Here is a 15319-nt window from a genome sequence, read left to right on the forward strand (position 1 = left end):
CTCGGGCGCATGGCAGACATCGGTGTGATCGGTGGATCAGGCTTCTACTCGTTCCTGCAGGATGCTCGTCCGATGCAGGTAGACACACCCTTCGGGCCACCGAGCGAACCGCCCGTGGTCGGACGGGTGGGCGGGCGCGAGGTCGCGTTCCTGCCGCGGCACGGCGCCGACCATCGATTCCCGCCCCACCGAGTCAACTACCGGGCGAACCTATGGGCGTTGCGATCGCTCGGAGTACGCCAGGTCCTCGGCCCCTGTGCCGTGGGTTCCCTGCGACCAGAGCTGACACCGGGCCTCTTCGTGGTTCCGGACCAGCTCGTCGACCGCACCTGGGGACGCGACCACACGGTGTACGACGGGTACCCCGCGCCGGTCGTCCATACCTCACCCGCCGACCCCTACTGTCCGGCCGGCCGGGCGACCGTGATTGCCGCGGGCAACGTCGTACCGGACGGGACCATGGTGGTGATCAACGGGCCGCGCTTCTCCACGCGAGCGGAGTCCCGGTGGCACGCCGCGCAAGGATGGTCCGTGGTCGGCATGACCGGAGCGCCGGAGGCGGCCATCGCGCGTGAGCTGGGTGTCTGTTACACCTCGATCGCTGTCGTGACCGACCACGACGCCGGTGTCGCGACCGGGGAAGGCGTCACCCAGGCCGAGGTCTTCGAAGTGTTCGGGCGCAGTATCGAACGGTTGAAGTCGCTGGTTCGCGACGTGATCGCCGCTCTGCCAGGACCGGACGCCGACTGCTCCTGCCGGCACGCGCTGGACGGAACCGCTGCCGCACCTGAGGCCGTCCGGTGAAGGTACTGCTGACCGGTGGCGCCGGCTTCATCGGCCGTCACGTGCATCACCAGCTCCTTGCCGACGGCCACGAAGTCGTCGTGCTCGACTCACTGCGTGCCGACGTCCACGGGCAGCCACCGGACGTCGAGAACCTCGTCGTGGCCGACGTCCGGGATGCCGACGCCGTTGCCACCGCGCTGCGCGGCGTCGACGCGGTCGTGCACCTCGCGAGCAAGGTCGGACTCGGCGTCAGCCTTGACGACATCGACGACTACGTGAGCAGCAACAGCCTCGGCACCGCTGTTCTGCTCCGTCAGCTGGGCCGGCTGGGCGTCGGCCGCCTGGTGTACGCGAGCTCGATGGTCGTGTACGGCGAAGGACGCTACCGCTGCCACCGGCACGGTGAGATCGCGCCCGGTCCGCGCCGCGTGGAGGATCTGCGCGACGGGCTGTTCGAACCGCCGTGCCCGGTCTGTGGTGAGTTCCTCGTCCCGGGTCTGGTCGAAGAGTCCGCCCGCCCCGATCCACGCAACGCGTACGCCGTCTCGAAACTGAGTGGCGAACAACTCGCCGCCGGCTGGGCCCGGGAGACGGGCGGACAGGTTGCCGCGCTCCGCTTCCACAACGTCTACGGCCCGGGAATGCCCCGCAATACGCCGTACGCCGGGGTCGCAGCGCTGTTTCGCTCCGGACTCGAGCGTGGGCTGGCGCCGCAAGTGTTCGAGGACGGGCAGCAGCGCCGCGACTTCGTCGAGGTGCGCGACATCGCAACAGCTGTCGCGCTGGCGGTCGAAGCGGAGCACGCCGAGTTCACGGCGTACAACGTCGGGAGCGGCACCGTGCACACGATCGGCGACCTGGCCTCCGAGCTGTCCCGTGCGTACGGCGGACCCGCGCCCGAGATCACCGGACGCTTCCGGCTGGGCGACGTACGGCACGTCACCGCTGACTCCGGCCGGATCAAGGCGGAGCTCGGGTGGAAACCGGCCTACGATCTGCGCGACGGTGTCGCCGCGCTGGTCCGCTCATGAAGGCCCAAGAGGTCGACCTCGTCCTGCCTTGCCTGAACGAGGCAGCCGCGCTCCCCTGGCTGCTCGGACGCCTCCCCGGCGACGTGCGGGCGATCGTCATCGACAACGGTTCGACCGACGGCTCCGCCGAGATCGCGACCCGGCTCGGCGCGACGGTGGTCCGATGCGAGGTTCGTGGGTACGGCGCCGCGTGCCACGCCGGCCTCGAGGCCGCCACCGCGGCGGTCGTCGCGTTCAGCGATGCCGACGCCTCACTCGACCCCAGGCAACTGATCCGGGTCACAGCTCCGGTCCTGGCCGGGCGAGCCGATCTGGTTCTCGGTCGCCGCCGTCCACACAGCCGCCAGGCGTGGCCGTGGCACCTGCGGCTGGCCAACGCCGAGCTTGCCCGCCGGGTGCGGCGGCGGACCGGCGCGTCTTTGCACGATCTCGGACCGATGCGCGCCGCACGGCGGCTGGCGCTGCTGGACCTCCCGTTGACCGACCGCCGGTCGGGCTATCCACTCGAGACTGTCGTCAGAGCGGCGGACGCCGGCTGGCGGATCGCGGAAGTGGACGTGGACTACCTGCCGCGCTCGGGACGATCGAAGGTGACCGGTACGCCGCTCGGCGCGCTCCGGGCGGTCAAGGACATGACGAAGGTGCTCGCCACATGACGACCGGAACGTTGATCCTGATCGCGAAGGAGCCGGTACCCGGCCGGGTCAAGACCAGGCTGCAGACCGAGTTCACCCCCGGCGAGGCGGCGGCCCTGGCTCGTGCCTCGCTCGCCGACACCCTCGCCACGCTCGAACGCACACCGGCACGTCACCGCGTCATCGCGCTCGACGGCAAACCCGGCGCCTGGCTGCCACCGCAGTTCCGCATCGTCGCCCAGCGCGGCGACGGACTGGACGAGCGACTCGCCGCGGCCTTCGAGGATTCCTACACCGGCCTGCCGATGCTGCTCGTCGGCATGGACACACCGCAGATCACGGGTCCCCGCCTCACCGTCGACTGGTCCGGATACGACGCCGTCCTCGGGCTGACCGAGGACGGCGGGTACTGGTGCCTCGGCCTCCGGCAACCCGACGAGCGCGCACTCCTCGGCGTACCCATGTCGACCGACCACACGGGCAGCGACCAACTGACGCGACTCGAAGGCCTCGGTTACCGGGTCAAGCTGCTCCCGACCCTGCGAGACATGGACACCCCGCAGGACGCCGCGGCCATCGCGGCCGCGTACCCCGAGCTGCGGACGGCGCGACTGTACCGGCGGTTGGTGCATGCGGCCTCCCCGACACTGCTGTTCGAACAGGCGCTCGACGGCGCACCGGTAACGGCCATGGGATCCGATGGCAGCCCGCTGCTGAGACTGTCCGAGATGGACCGCTGGCAGGCGCCGGCTGACGACGTCGACCGGCTCGCGATCAGCCGGTGCGAGGGGCCGGTCCTCGATCTTGGCTGCGGACCCGGCCGGATCGTCACCGCGCTGGCCGAACAGGGTGTCCCGGCGCTGGGTGTCGACATCTCCGAGCTCGCCGTCCGGCAGACCACCGATCGCGGGGCCACCGCACTGCGACGGGCGATCCACGATCCGCTCCCGGGCGAGGGACGATGGGGCAGCGTCCTGCTCATGGACGGCAACATCGGCATCGGCGGCGCTCCGGCCGCCCTGCTCGAGCGGTGCGCCCAGCTCGTCCGGCCGAATGGCCTGGTCGTCGTCGAGGTCGACCCGGACGACGACCTCGACTGCACCGAGGCGATCGTGCTCCACAGCGCCGCCGGCCGGCGCTCCACTCCATTGCCCTGGGCAAGAGTTGGTAGTCGCGCAGCGATCCGGTACGCGGCACCTGCCGGCCTGGACGCCGCGGAGGACTGGCGGACGGGCGACCGGGCGTTTCTCACCCTTCGCCGCGTGCACGACCGGAGCAGACCAGTCGCCCGCAGCGTCCGTGCCCCCACGTGACCCGTCAGGCGCGGTCCCGGCCGGCGTCCTTGGCCGCGGCTGGATCCGTCGCGGTCCTGGCCAGTGCCGCGACCGTCGTCACCGCGGCCCACCGATGGTGGCCGAACGTGACCCTGCTCTTCGCGGTACTCACGGTCGGCGCCGTCGCCTGGCTCGTCACGCGTACTCCCCAGGGTCCACGGGCGCTGCCCGGACTGCTCGTCGTCGCGGCAGCCTGCCAGGTGCCAGGCCTCCTGTCCGCTCCGATCACGAGCACCGACGCGTATCGGTACGTGTGGGACGGACGAGTCCAGCTGTCCGGGAGCTCGCCGTACTCCCATGTCCCGCTGGACGACGCACTTGCCGACCTGCGGGATCCGGTGCTCTTCCCTGGTCTGTCGCCGGCCGACCGATCGTGGATCGCCGGGCCACCACGGGTGCCCGACGATCCGACGGCCCTGGCCGCACTGTCCGCCGACGACCCACGGACGCGGATCAACCGGCCGCGGGTCCCGACGATCTATCCCCCGGTCGCGCAGGCCTTCTTCGCCGCGGTCGCGCTCGTCACTCCCTGGCCCGCCGGGACCTTCGGGCTCCAGTTGGCCGCCGCGATCCTCGCGGTCATGATCACGGCGCTGCTGATCAACGCTCTCCGTCGTTCGGGACGCGATCCGCGGTGGGCGGTCCTGTGGGGCTGGTCCCCCATCGTTGCGCTCGAGGCCGGCAACGCTGCCCACGTCGACGTCCTGGCAGCCGCCTTCGTCGTCGGCGCGGTCGTCGTCGCCACGCGCAGCAGACCACTGCTCGCCGGCCTGCTGCTCGGCGCCGCGGCAGCGGTCAAGCTGCTCCCGATGCTCCTGATACCTGCCTTCGTCCGGCGCGGAGGCATGAAGACCTCCCTCGCCACCGTCGGCACGTTCCTGACCAGCTACGTCCCCCACCTGCTGGCCGCGGGAACCTTGGTGCTCGGATTCCTGCCCGGCTACCTCGGCCAAGAAGGCTTCTCCGACGGGCGATCCCGCTCCGCCCTCCTCGCCCTGGTCCTCCCCGCCGAGGCACGCCAGGTGGTTGTCGCCGTGACCGCCGCCGGCCTCGCTCTGGTCGTCATCCTGCTCCGAGACCGCGTCACGATCGCGGTTGCCTCCTGCTGGCTGTACGGCGGCGCACTCCTCCTGACCACCCCGACGTACCCCTGGTACGGGATCCCACTGATCGCGCTCGCAGTCCTCGCTCAACGCTACGAGTGGATCGCCGTCCCCCTGGCCGCCTACCTCGCCTACGCCGGCTTCGGCCACGACACGCGCCAAGGTCTTGCCTACTTGGGGGCCGGCGCCGTGGTTCTGATCGCATCGCTCGTTCGTCGAACTGCGCACGAGCATCGTCTACCCCGACAGCCGGCGACCTGACCGGCAGCACCACACCTGCCCCGTCGTTCTCGCCCTCAGCATGGATATTCCGTGGCTAGAAGATCTCGATACTCGCGGGGACGGCGGGCCATTGGAAGGCGGCTGTGGTGACTGGGAGGGCACCGGGGGTGTGTTCGCTGACTCGGCCGGTCGCAGCGAACTCGGCAAGTGATCGACCGCCGAGGTATGTGGCGGAGAGTTCGCCCACCGACAGGGAGAGGTCGGGGGTGGACTCGGTGCGTTCACAGGTGGCGTGCTCGGTGTCGCCGGTCAGGTGGAACCGGCCGTTGTTGTCGTCGATGAGGTCATCGCTCACCTCGACGACCACGTCCACAGGACTGGCATAGCGGCGCTGTGTGAGAGCGCGCCTGACGTCGGTGAGCCGAACCCACAGTGACTCGGTCAGCCGCCGATTGAGCGCGACCGGGTTGCTCACGAACTGCTGCAGCGGCTCGTCGAGCGCGGCGTGGCCGAACTCGAGTTTGGCGGCCAGGTCGAGGGTCAGCAGGTGATGCCAGAGCGCGTGGTAAGCCGTCGGATGGAGAGCGACCAGTTCCTCCACGGTCACTTCGTTGGCCGGACCACCGGATCCCCAACTCAGCTTTCCGCGCCACAACGCGTATCCGTCCAGGCTGCCCGCCTGGTCGCGGTGGACCAGGATCAGCCTGGCGGTCTTGCCGCCGCGACTCTCGGGCTCGTCCTGAAGTCGCTTGCGCCAGGCCTGCTCGGATCGACCCGAGACTCCAGGACGCTTCGTCTGCAGCTCCCGAAGCATGGGTGCCAGCTGAGCGGGTGCGTCCTCGACCGGCAACTCCTCGATGCGGTCGGCGCCGCGGTGCACGGGATGCGGCCCGACCTTGCGCAGGTCGACCTCGTACGAGACGCCCCAGGCCGCTGGGGCGTAGCCGAACCGGCCGTAGATCCCGGGCTCGCTCGCCCAGAGCACCGCCAATGCTTCCGGTACCTCGCGCAGTTGCCGGCTCATCAGGCTGGACAGGATGCCGCGTCGCCGGTGCGTCGCGCGGACGCCGACCGCGGTCACGTGCGCCGCCGGCACCACGGCGCCCGGTACGGACAGATCGCGGCTCATCGCCTTGGCGGTACCGACCAGCTTGTCGCCGTCCACGGCCAGCAGTGCCCGCTCTGGCTCGAACAGCTCCCGGTCCAGGTCGGTCGGCGTGCTCTCGAACATCATCGACGTAGCGAACAGACTGACGAACCGATCATGGTCGTCAGCTGTCGCCGGCCGCAGCACGTACTCGGAATTCACCATGACTGCATCGTCACACCCCGCTCCGACAAACGCTCCCCGATCGGTGTCCAGGTCGCCCGCATCACGCACTCGCGAGGGGAGCGACATGCGACCGGAGGATCAGGTGCAGGGAACTGTGGATGGCCAGCCCTCCGAGTGCGCCGAGGGCACGGAACGTCAGTGTGACGTCCACGATCGTCGGTACGTCGAAGCGAACCCGGAAGCCACCCTCCTGGCGCGCTTCGCCGGTCAGTTCGTGCGCCGGAAGGTCCAGCTCGGCGCCCGGCACCGGGCCGCCCTCGATCACCAGCAGACCTGTCACGTAACCGGTGTTGACGATCGGGAACTCGATCAGGTGCCAGTCACCGATGGTCAAGCTCTCCACCCGGCTCCCGGTCCGGGCGACATTCACCCGTGCCTCCGGATTGATCGTGACCGAGATCGGTGCCGAGGTATCGACCGGCGCGCAACAGCCCGCCGGTTCGCCGTGAACCATCAGTCCACCTCACTTTCGTCACTCCGGACCAGGTAGGTGGCTCGCGCGGCGTCGTACGCTTCCCGCGCCGCCGATCGTTCGCTCTCGCGAATGAACCCGGACTTCGCCTTCCACAGCGCGTCGACCGAGTCGTGCAACCATCGCGCGCTGCGACGCGACGCCCGAATCGGACGCCCAGCGATCTCGACGAAGATGGGCTGGGTGTGGACACTGGGCAGGATCCGCAGTGCGATCCAGGACGAACGCTCCAGGTCCACGTCGAACTCGATCGCCTGCTCGTTGCCGTCCGCAAGTACTTCCCGTGCCTCGGCCGGAACGCCATTGACCAGTACCTCGACGAGCACGGTGCGGGTTCGGCCGATCCGCGACCGCTCGAGATGCCAGCCGACGGGTGCGGAGTACACCGGCCGGCCCGCCGCTGGGGGCGCGGGTGGCTGTTCGGGTAACCAGGCCGCGACCGTCGCGGTCACCCGGACCGGTCCCGGAGCGTCGAGTGCGCGCTCCCGGCCGGTGTCGCCGTCGACGGCGAAGTCGTAGACGTGACTGCGCCCGTCGCCGAAGTACGACGGGCCCTCCTTCAACCCACCGAGCCAGGCCTCCAAGGCCTGCTCACCTTGGGGAGGCTCAGGCAGCCGGACGTAGGTGCGCCCGACTCCCGGGCCGTCGTCGTAGATGCAGGGATAGTCGGTCTCGCCGAGCATCAGGGTGCGGTACCCGACGTTCAGCAGGTGGTACCAGATGTTGAGCTCGGCGGCGGGAGCGAACTCCGCACCGCACTGGAAGTCGGCGGCGCCGAGCGGCACGTCAACGATGATCTCGTTGGAACCGATCGACTGGAACCCAGGGATGACATAGTTCGGCAACTCCTCGGTTCCGACCGACAGGCCGAGACCACAATGCGCATACCCGACCAGGGCGCTCTGCGCGTGGCCCCAGCGCATGACCGGCAGGTTCCACGACGGCCAGTCCTCGATCAGCTGGGTGCCGGGGTAGTCCTGGTCGGTGAGCCCGAGCAGGATGACGTGACCGGAGTGGCTGGACGGGAAACCCGACACCTCGAGGTCGTACCGCAGCAGGCTCTGGCTGTCGCGGTCGGTGTCCTGCGGATCCCACGTCATGCCTTGGGCCCGCTGCATGGCGGGGTACTCCAGCTCGGCGCGCGGGCTGATGGACAAGCCGCTGAAGAACTGCTTCTGGTGGTAGTAGCACGGTCCCCAGGTGAGCACGCTGCCCATCCAGAGCCCTTCGCCCCGAACGTGCCGGATCATCGTCTCCGGACTGACGCCCTCCGACGGCACGCTGTAGTGCGAGCAGCCGCCGGCGTGAATGTGTGGGTCACCGGAGTAGTAGCCACGGGCGGCCGGATCGGCCCAGCGATCGAGCTCGATCGTGACCGCCTCGCTGTCGCTCGACAGGTCCACCTCGACGCGGACCTCGCGATACTCCGGTCCGCGGCGGGCGGAGATCTCGTACTGGCCGGCCGGGAGCGTGATCACCTCGCCGGTCGCCCGGTAGACGTGCTCGTGGAAGAACATGTCCGGCGCCAGCCGCATCGCCTTCGACGGGTACGCCCGCCGCTGGGAGTCCCGGACGGTCAGCGCCGCCACGGTACTGCTGCCGTCGGGCTCTCTGACGTCGAACCGGATGTCCCGGGCGGGCAGGCAGTCGAAGTCGAACATCGCGGCGTACTGACGGCTCTCGAATCCCATCCGCCGGCCGGCCTTCGCGAACGGCGGCCGGGTCAGGCTTTCGGTCGCCTCCTCCACCGCCAGGACGAACGTCAGCTCGCCGCTGCGGCTGCCGCCGTCGCGGCTGTACAGGCTGATGACCTTGTATTCCAAGTCGAGGCCGGCCACGTCGGTCGGACCGGCCAGTTTCACCTGCAGCCAACTGCTCTCGATCCGTGGTACGACGGTCAACGTGTCGGGCAGTGTGATCCGCGCTGCGTGGCTGTGGTGATCGACCAGCCCGAGCACGTGATTCGACGGCGCGGACAGATCACCCAGCAACCGATGCGGGTTCACAACCCGGACGAGGAAGCTTCGCCACCCGTGCTGAACGAGTCGTGGTGGCGCAGCACCCGGCGTAGCCGCAGTCAGGCCCTGCTCGTCGATCTGCACGTCGACGAGGACGTAGGGGCGCAGGAGTTCTTCGACTTCGGCGGACCTGACGGCATCGGTCTGGGCGTCGTCGGCCAGCTTTGCCAGCTGGCTGGGCAGATCGTCGGGTAGGGGTTCACCGATGTCACGGAGTTTTTCAAGGGCTCTGATCGCGGACGCCAGTAGTGGCTGGAACACGGGACCTCCTCGTGGCCACTTCGAGCTTAGTTGCCCCGGCTACGGCTGGCTCGCGGTTTTCCCCGGGTGGGCGCAGAGGTCCGGCGGCCCAGCGCAGTTTCGGTTCACCCGCGGGGTTTGACTCGCTTGGTGGGGATGGCGGTGAGTGGGTCTTCCGGCCACGGATGCCGGGGGTAGCGGGCTCGCAGGTCGGCTCGGACCTGGGGATAGCCCTGCTTCCAGAAAGAGGCGAGGTCGCTCGTGATCGCGACCGGGCGCCGGGCGGGTGACAAGAGGTGCAGAACGACCGGGACCCGACCGTCCGCGACGGCGGGAGTGGCCGTCCAGCCGAACACCTCCTGCAGTTTCACGGCGAGGACCGGCGGCTCGACACCGTCGTACGCGAGTCGCACCTCGGAGCCCGATGGGACCCGGAGCCGTTCCGGCGCGAGTTCGCCGAACCGGGTTGCCGCCGGCCAGGGCAGCAGTCGCCGCAGCGCCGAAGCCACGTCGATGTGGGCAAGATCGCGTGAGCCTCGCACCGAGGCCAGCTCGCTCCCCAGCCAGCCGTGAAGATCGGCAAGGAGTGCCTCGTCGTCGACCGCGGGCCACGGTGCTCCGAGGTAGGCGTGGCAGAACGCGAGCCGCTCCCGCAAAGCGAGTGCGGCCTCCGACCAGCGCAGTACGGACAGACCGCTGCGCCGGATACCGTCGCGGACGGCCGCCTGGACGAGCAGCGGATCGGGCTTTGCCAGCGGGGTGTCGTTGAGCACGATCGCGCCGAGTGCCTCTATTCGCCGCGTCACGATCCGGCCGCCGTCCCAGCGGATCTGGTCGGTGGTCGAGACGAGGTCGCCCGCGATGTCCCGTGCGGTCTGCTCGTCGATCGGCGCCGCGGACCGGATCCTCGCGTCGGCGCGACCGGGTGCCCGGTCGGCAACCGCGATCGCCAGCCAGGTCGTGGTCCGCAAGGGCGACTGCGGATCCAGGGCAGCACCGGTACCACCGGACATCTGGTACGTCGCCGAGTCGGCCCCCCGGATCCGCGCGATCCGATCCGGATACGCCAGCCCCACCACAGCCCCCACCGCGAGATCATCCGGTACTCCGCGCGTCCCCCCAGCCGGCCCACCAACTGAGGCGCCTCGGCCGAGGCGCTTCGCTTCTTCTCGCCAACGGGCCGTGGCTCCGCGGTCCTCACCGCGGCGGAGGGCTCGCCAGCGGGCCGGTAGATCGTCGCCGAAGTCACGGCCGGAGTCGTCCGAGAGCATCGCGACGATCTCGCGCGCCCGGTCGGCACCGACGCGCGGCGTACCGTCCAGCAACGCACGAGCCAACCGAGGATGCGCCCCGATCGCGGCCATCCGCCGTCCCCGCTCGGTGATCCGGCCGCGGTCGTCAACGGCATCGAGGCGGTGCAGCAGTTCGGTGGCCGCGGTCATCGCCACCGCCGGCGGCGCCTCGAGCAAGGTCAGACCGTCACCGGCAGGAGCGCCCCACGCCGCGAGGTCGAGGGCGAAGCCGGCCAGATCGGCGATCGCGATCTCCGGCGCCGGATGGGCGTCGAGGTGCGAGTGGTCGGTGGCAGACCAGCACCGATAGACCCGGCCAGGCGCCTCCCGCCCGGCACGACCCGCTCGCTGGTCGGCCGACGATCGCGACACCCGGCAGGTGACCAACGCACCGAGGCCACGGGATTGATCGGTCCGCGGCTCCCGGGCAAGACCCGAGTCGACCACGACCCTGACCCCGGGCACCGTCAGCGAACTCTCCGCGACCGACGTCGTGACCACGATCCGGCGAGTGGTGGCCGACCTCAACGCGCGATCCTGCTCGGCCCGGGACTGGCGACCGAACAACGGCAGGACATTCTGGCCGGCCAACCGGCGAGTCACCCCGTTGATCTCGGCCTCCCCCGGGACGAACACGAGGATGTCGCCGTCGTTCTCGGTCAGCGCACGCTGGACGACGGCCGCGACGTGATCCAGCAGCCGCGGATCGACCCGCCCACCGGGAAGCAGCGGCACGGGAACCGGCGGTGGCGCCCACTCGATCGCCACGTCGAACAGTGCCGCAGACGCGGTGATCACGGGCGCCGGTACGTCCGAGCCCAAGGCGCGACTCAGCCGGATCGTGTCCGCCGTGGCCGAGGTCGCGACGATCGCCAGGTCGTCCCGAAGATTCGCCCGGATGTCGATGCAGAGCGCGAGCAGCAGGTCGGCATCGAGGTGCCGCTCGTGGCACTCGTCGATCACGATCGCGGCGACACCCGGCAACTCCGGGTTCTGCTGCAGACGCCGGACCAGGAGCCCTGTCGTCACCACCTCGACACGGAGTCCCTGGCCACCGCTGCGTTCACCACGCATCGCGTAACCGATCCGCTGCCCGAGCGGTTCGCCGACCAGCATCGCCAGCCGGCTCGCAGCCGCGCGGGTCGCCATCCTTCGCGGCTCGGCAACGATGACCGTACCCCCGAGCGCGTCGCCTAGCGCGAGCGGCAACAGCGAGGTCTTCCCCGATCCAGGCGGCGCAACCAGCACCGCGGTGCCGCGCGAACGCACCGCATCGACCGCGGCAGGCAGAACCGCCCGGACAGGCAGATCCGCCCCCGGCGCCGACGAGTCAGGCAACAACACGCCCCGACGCTAGCCGACTACCACCGCAGAGTCTCGACAACCCGGTCGACATCTCGGTCCGGCGTCGGCCAGGGCTGGGAGCAACGCCACACAGCCAGAAACCTCATCCGGCCGCCGTCGTCGCATCACCCGCTCTCAGGTCCGACTACTCGTGCTGGGTGAGGGGCCGAGCGCCTTCTGCTCGGGCGCAGCAGGTAGTCGGCGGGTTTCGGCCAAGGGAGTTTGCCGACTCTCGTCGAAGAGCGCCGCCAGACGGAGGCGCAGGCGCCGTACTGGCGAGATTCGGTGGCCGGTGTCGGGAAGTGGCGCGGGTTCGACGTTGGCGTAGCCGGCGAGGGTCCAGCGGCGATAGTGGTTGACCGTACGATGCAGCTCGACGTACTCGCCGTCCGGGCGCCGGAGGACCTGGCCGGTCTCGATTCCGTGCGTCGCGATCTGGTGGTCCTGTCCCTGCAGTCCCCCACAGATGCGACGGGTCAGGACGAGCGTGACCGGCGGACCGACGATCAGGAGCACCTGGAACACCCGCAGGAGCGAGTTGACGGAGAGGTGGAACAGTACGGCCATCGTATCGGCGCCGGCCGCGGCCCACAGGACACCGTAGAAGACGACGCCGGCGGCCCCGATGCCGGTGCGGGTCGGGTTGTTGCGAGGCCGTTCGAGGATGTGGTGAGTCCCCCGGTCACCGATGACCCAGCTTTCGATGAACGGGTAGACGGCGAGCAGCACAAGGAACAGCGTGCAGACCGCGACCGGTACCAGGATGGCGAGGGTGAAGGTCTTGCCCCACCAGACGAACTCCCATCCCGGTGCCAGCCGGAGCGCGCCGTCCAGGAACGCGAGGTACCACGCCGGACCGATACCCGCGGAGGCGTTCGCCGGGTCGGCCGGGCCGTACAGCCAGATCGGGTTGATGGTCGCCGTGGCTCCCATCAGCACCGCGACGCCGGTCACGAAGCAGAACAGGCCCACGCTCTTGACGGCGGCCACAGCCAGCGGACGTCCCACGATGTTGTCGTTCGTCCGCCCGGGCCCTCCGTACTGCGCGGGTCCGTGCTTGAGCCCGAGGATCCCGGCCGCGATGAACAGCGCGAGGAGTACGGCCGGCAGGACGTAGACGTGCAGCGGATAGAAGCGCGCGATCACGTCACCCGGAAACTGCCCGCCGAACAGGAGGGCCGAGAGGTCGGAGCCGACGATCGGAGTGGCCTGCAGGACGCCGTCGAGTACAGCCAGACTCGAGCCCGAGAGCATGTCGTCCGGGAGCGAGGTCCCGGTGAGGCACGCGCCCAGCACGACGACGAGCAGCCCGAAGACGACCAGCCAGTTCAGCCGCCGTGGCCGACGGAACCCACCGGTGAAGAACAGCCGCAGCAGGTGCACCATGATCGCCGCCACCATCAGCAGCGACGCCCAGTGATGGATCTGACGCACGAGCAAACCACCGCGAACCTCGAAGCTGAGCGCCAGCGTCGAATCCAGTGCGCGCGACATCGAGACGCCGCGAAGGGGCGCGTACGGGCCGTCGTAGACAACGTGGTCGACCGACGGCTCGTAGGGAACCATCAGAACCACACCGCTGAGCAGCACCACGACGAAGCTGTAGAACGCGATCTGGCCGAACAGCAGCGACCAGTCGTCGGGGAACACTTTCCTCCGCAGGCGTTGCATCGGCTCGTCCTTTCGTCACCCCTGCGCACTCCGGCCGCGGACCGCGGCTACCACTAAGACTCCCCAGCACCTCCATTCGTGACATCGCCGCCGCAAAGGCCCGACGACTCGAAGGTGAAGCGGTGAGTTCTCGGTCAGCTGCTTGCCAATGGCGGCTTGTTTGATGGCTGACGTGTTGCAACACGGCAGGCTGCACAACAGCCCGGCAGGCGTACAACAACCCGCTAGCGACCGCCGCACCAGCACACGTCGACGACCCACGCACGGGCCCCACAACTACTACCTCCATCACCGAGTACGAGCTGACCGAACTTGCGGAGCTGCAGGATGGGGTCACCGGCGCCTGAGGATGAGCAGGACGGAGATGCCGGTCAGGACTGTGAGGGCGGCTGCTGCCAGTGCGCTGAGGGCGAACGCTTCGGTGTAGGCCGAGCGGGCTGCGGTCAGGAGGGCGGCGGCTTCGGTAGCTGGGAGGTGGGCAGCGGTGGCGACGGCGGCCGTCAGGTTGTCGTCGGCCGGACTGGTGGTTCCCTGCATCTTGGCGCGGTAGCCGGCGGTGATGATGCTGCCCAGGATGGCGATGCCCAGGCCTCCGCCCAGTTGCGGTGCGGTGGAGGCGATCGCCGACGCCGCACCGGCTCGTCCGGCCGGAGCGCTGCCGACCATGAGGTCGGTGGCGAGCGCCATGGTCGGCCCCAGCCCGGCCGATACGAGGATCATCGCGCCGGTGAGTACGGGCAAGGGGGTCGCCGGATCGATCCAGGTGATGATCACGAAGCCGACGGAGGACAGCAGCAACCCGCCGCCGATGATGCGCCCGGCGGAGACCTTCCGGGCGAGACGGGTGGCGCCGAGCGAACCGACGATCACGCCGAGCGCGGCCGGGGCGGTCCACAGTCCCGCGGTCAAGGGATCCAGCCCGGCCACCAGTTGCAGGTACTGGGCGACCGCGTAGTTGGTTCCCCAGAGAACGAAGATTCCGAGCAGGAGTGTGACGGTGGCCGTGGTGAACTCCGGCCTGGTGAAGAGCCCGAGGTCGACCAGGGGGTCGGCAAGCCGTCTCTGACGGCGGATGAAGATCGTGGCGCAAACCACCCCCGCCACGATCGCGGCGAAGGCCGACGGGTCTGATCCGGCCGCGGCTACCTGCTTGAGCCCGTAGACGATCGCTAGCACGGCGGCGATGGACAGTGCGGCGCTGGGCAGGTCGAGCCTGCGACCGGTGGGCGCCTTGCACTCAGGGAGCGTCGCGGGTCCAACGACGACGAGCACGAGCATCAGCGGAATGGGCAAGAGGAACGCCGAGCCCCACCAGAAGTGGTCGAGCAGCCAGCCGCCGACCAGCGGCCCGATCGCGGTACCGGCCGAGACCGCGGCGATGACGATGCCGACTGCCTGCGTTCGTTGCCGCGGCTCGGTGAACAGTGCGGTGGTGAGCGCGAGGACGGACGGCATCAGCGTGGCTCCGGCGATGCCGAGCAGGGCCCGGACCGCGACGAGGACTTCCGCGGTCGGTGCGTACGCGGCGGCGACCGAGAGCACGCTGAACGCGACCGCGCCGCCGAGCAGGAGCCGGCGGCGCCCGATGCGGTCACCCAGCGCCCCCATCACGATCAGCGTGCCGGCCAGCAGGAACGCGTAGCCGTCGACGATCCACAACAGCTGGGTACTGGACGCGCCGAGGTCGCGGCCGATCGCCGGCAGGGCGAGATGGGTGATGGTCAGCTCGAGCGAGGCCAGCAGCGCGGGGAGCACCAGGACGGCGAGGCCGAGCCACTCCCGTCGGCCGGCAGCTCGCGATGCGGTGGTGTCAGTGGTCATGACGTCATCCTCAAACC

General features: G+C 69.7%; 12 protein-coding genes. 6 read left to right on the top strand and 6 right to left on the bottom strand.

Annotated elements, in window-relative coordinates:
- Window positions 1-9: 9 nt before the first annotated feature.
- Genes FB561_RS28395 through FB561_RS28415 form a run of 5 tightly spaced genes read left to right on the top strand, consistent with a single transcriptional unit; the run spans window position 10 to window position 5150 of the window.
- A complete protein-coding gene (locus FB561_RS28395; protein WP_145811965.1) occupies window positions 10-804 on the top strand; it encodes an S-methyl-5'-thioadenosine phosphorylase in 795 nt (264 codons plus the stop codon).
- Window positions 801-1817 (top strand): NAD-dependent epimerase/dehydratase family protein, encoded by a 1017-nt coding sequence (locus FB561_RS28400; protein ID WP_145811967.1) that lies wholly within the window; start codon window positions 801-803, stop codon window positions 1815-1817. The genes FB561_RS28395 and FB561_RS28400 overlap by 4 nt, the downstream gene beginning before the upstream one ends.
- Window positions 1814-2473 (top strand): glycosyltransferase family 2 protein, encoded by a 660-nt coding sequence (locus FB561_RS28405; RefSeq protein WP_145811969.1) that lies wholly within the window; start codon window positions 1814-1816, stop codon window positions 2471-2473. The genes FB561_RS28400 and FB561_RS28405 overlap by 4 nt, the downstream gene beginning before the upstream one ends.
- A complete protein-coding gene (locus FB561_RS38335; protein ID WP_202880759.1) occupies window positions 2470-3765 on the top strand; it encodes a DUF2064 domain-containing protein in 1296 nt (431 codons plus the stop codon). Before FB561_RS28405 ends, FB561_RS38335 begins: the two co-directional genes overlap by 4 nt.
- Complete coding sequence (locus FB561_RS28415; protein WP_170284792.1) at window positions 3762-5150, top strand: MptA/MptB family glycosyltransferase; 1389 nt, start codon at window positions 3762-3764, stop codon at window positions 5148-5150. The genes FB561_RS38335 and FB561_RS28415 overlap by 4 nt, the downstream gene beginning before the upstream one ends.
- A 55-nt stretch (window positions 5151-5205) precedes the next feature.
- On the opposite strand, the gene FB561_RS28420 is transcribed toward FB561_RS28415, so the two are convergent.
- The 3 genes from FB561_RS28420 to FB561_RS28430 all read right to left on the bottom strand — a co-directional run bounded on the left by FB561_RS28420 (window position 5206) and on the right by FB561_RS28430 (window position 8922).
- Entirely contained in the window at window positions 5206-6423 is a 1218-nt protein-coding gene (locus FB561_RS28420) for a GNAT family N-acetyltransferase (RefSeq protein WP_145811973.1), read from the bottom strand.
- A 61-nt stretch (window positions 6424-6484) separates the two neighbouring features.
- Window positions 6485-6898, bottom strand: coding sequence for a hypothetical protein (locus tag FB561_RS28425; protein ID WP_145811975.1), 414 nt, complete (start codon window positions 6896-6898; stop codon window positions 6485-6487).
- Window positions 6898-8922: a CehA/McbA family metallohydrolase gene (locus FB561_RS28430; protein ID WP_145811977.1), complete on the bottom strand. Its 2025-nt coding sequence runs from the start codon at window positions 8920-8922 to the stop codon at window positions 6898-6900. Before FB561_RS28430 ends, FB561_RS28425 begins: the two co-directional genes overlap by 1 nt.
- On the opposite strand from FB561_RS28430, the gene FB561_RS28435 reads away from it, so the two are divergent.
- Window positions 8911-9129 carry a hypothetical protein gene (locus tag FB561_RS28435; RefSeq protein WP_145811980.1) on the top strand — a complete coding sequence of 73 codons (219 nt, stop codon included), beginning with the start codon at window positions 8911-8913 and terminating at the stop codon, window positions 9127-9129. The two genes, FB561_RS28430 and FB561_RS28435, sit on opposite strands and share 12 nt — an antisense overlap.
- A 170-nt stretch (window positions 9130-9299) precedes the next feature.
- Here FB561_RS28435 and hrpB read toward each other — a convergent pair whose 3' ends face one another.
- The 3 genes from hrpB to FB561_RS28450 form a co-directional block, all read right to left on the bottom strand.
- Window positions 9300-11810, bottom strand: coding sequence for an ATP-dependent helicase HrpB (gene hrpB, locus FB561_RS28440; RefSeq protein WP_145811982.1), 2511 nt, complete (start codon window positions 11808-11810; stop codon window positions 9300-9302).
- Between the two features lie 135 nt (window positions 11811-11945).
- Window positions 11946-13481, bottom strand: a complete 1536-nt coding sequence (gene qcrB, locus FB561_RS28445; protein WP_145811984.1) for a cytochrome bc1 complex cytochrome b subunit — start codon at window positions 13479-13481, stop codon at window positions 11946-11948.
- A 333-nt stretch (window positions 13482-13814) separates the two neighbouring features.
- The gene (locus FB561_RS28450) at window positions 13815-15302 is read right to left on the bottom strand and encodes an MFS transporter (protein WP_145811986.1); all 1488 of its coding nucleotides are present in this window, start codon (window positions 15300-15302) and stop codon (window positions 13815-13817) included.
- Window positions 15303-15319: the final 17 nt, after the last annotated feature.

Source organism: Kribbella amoyensis (assembly GCF_007828865.1).
GTDB classification, from domain to species: Bacteria; Actinomycetota; Actinomycetes; order Propionibacteriales; family Kribbellaceae; genus Kribbella; species Kribbella amoyensis.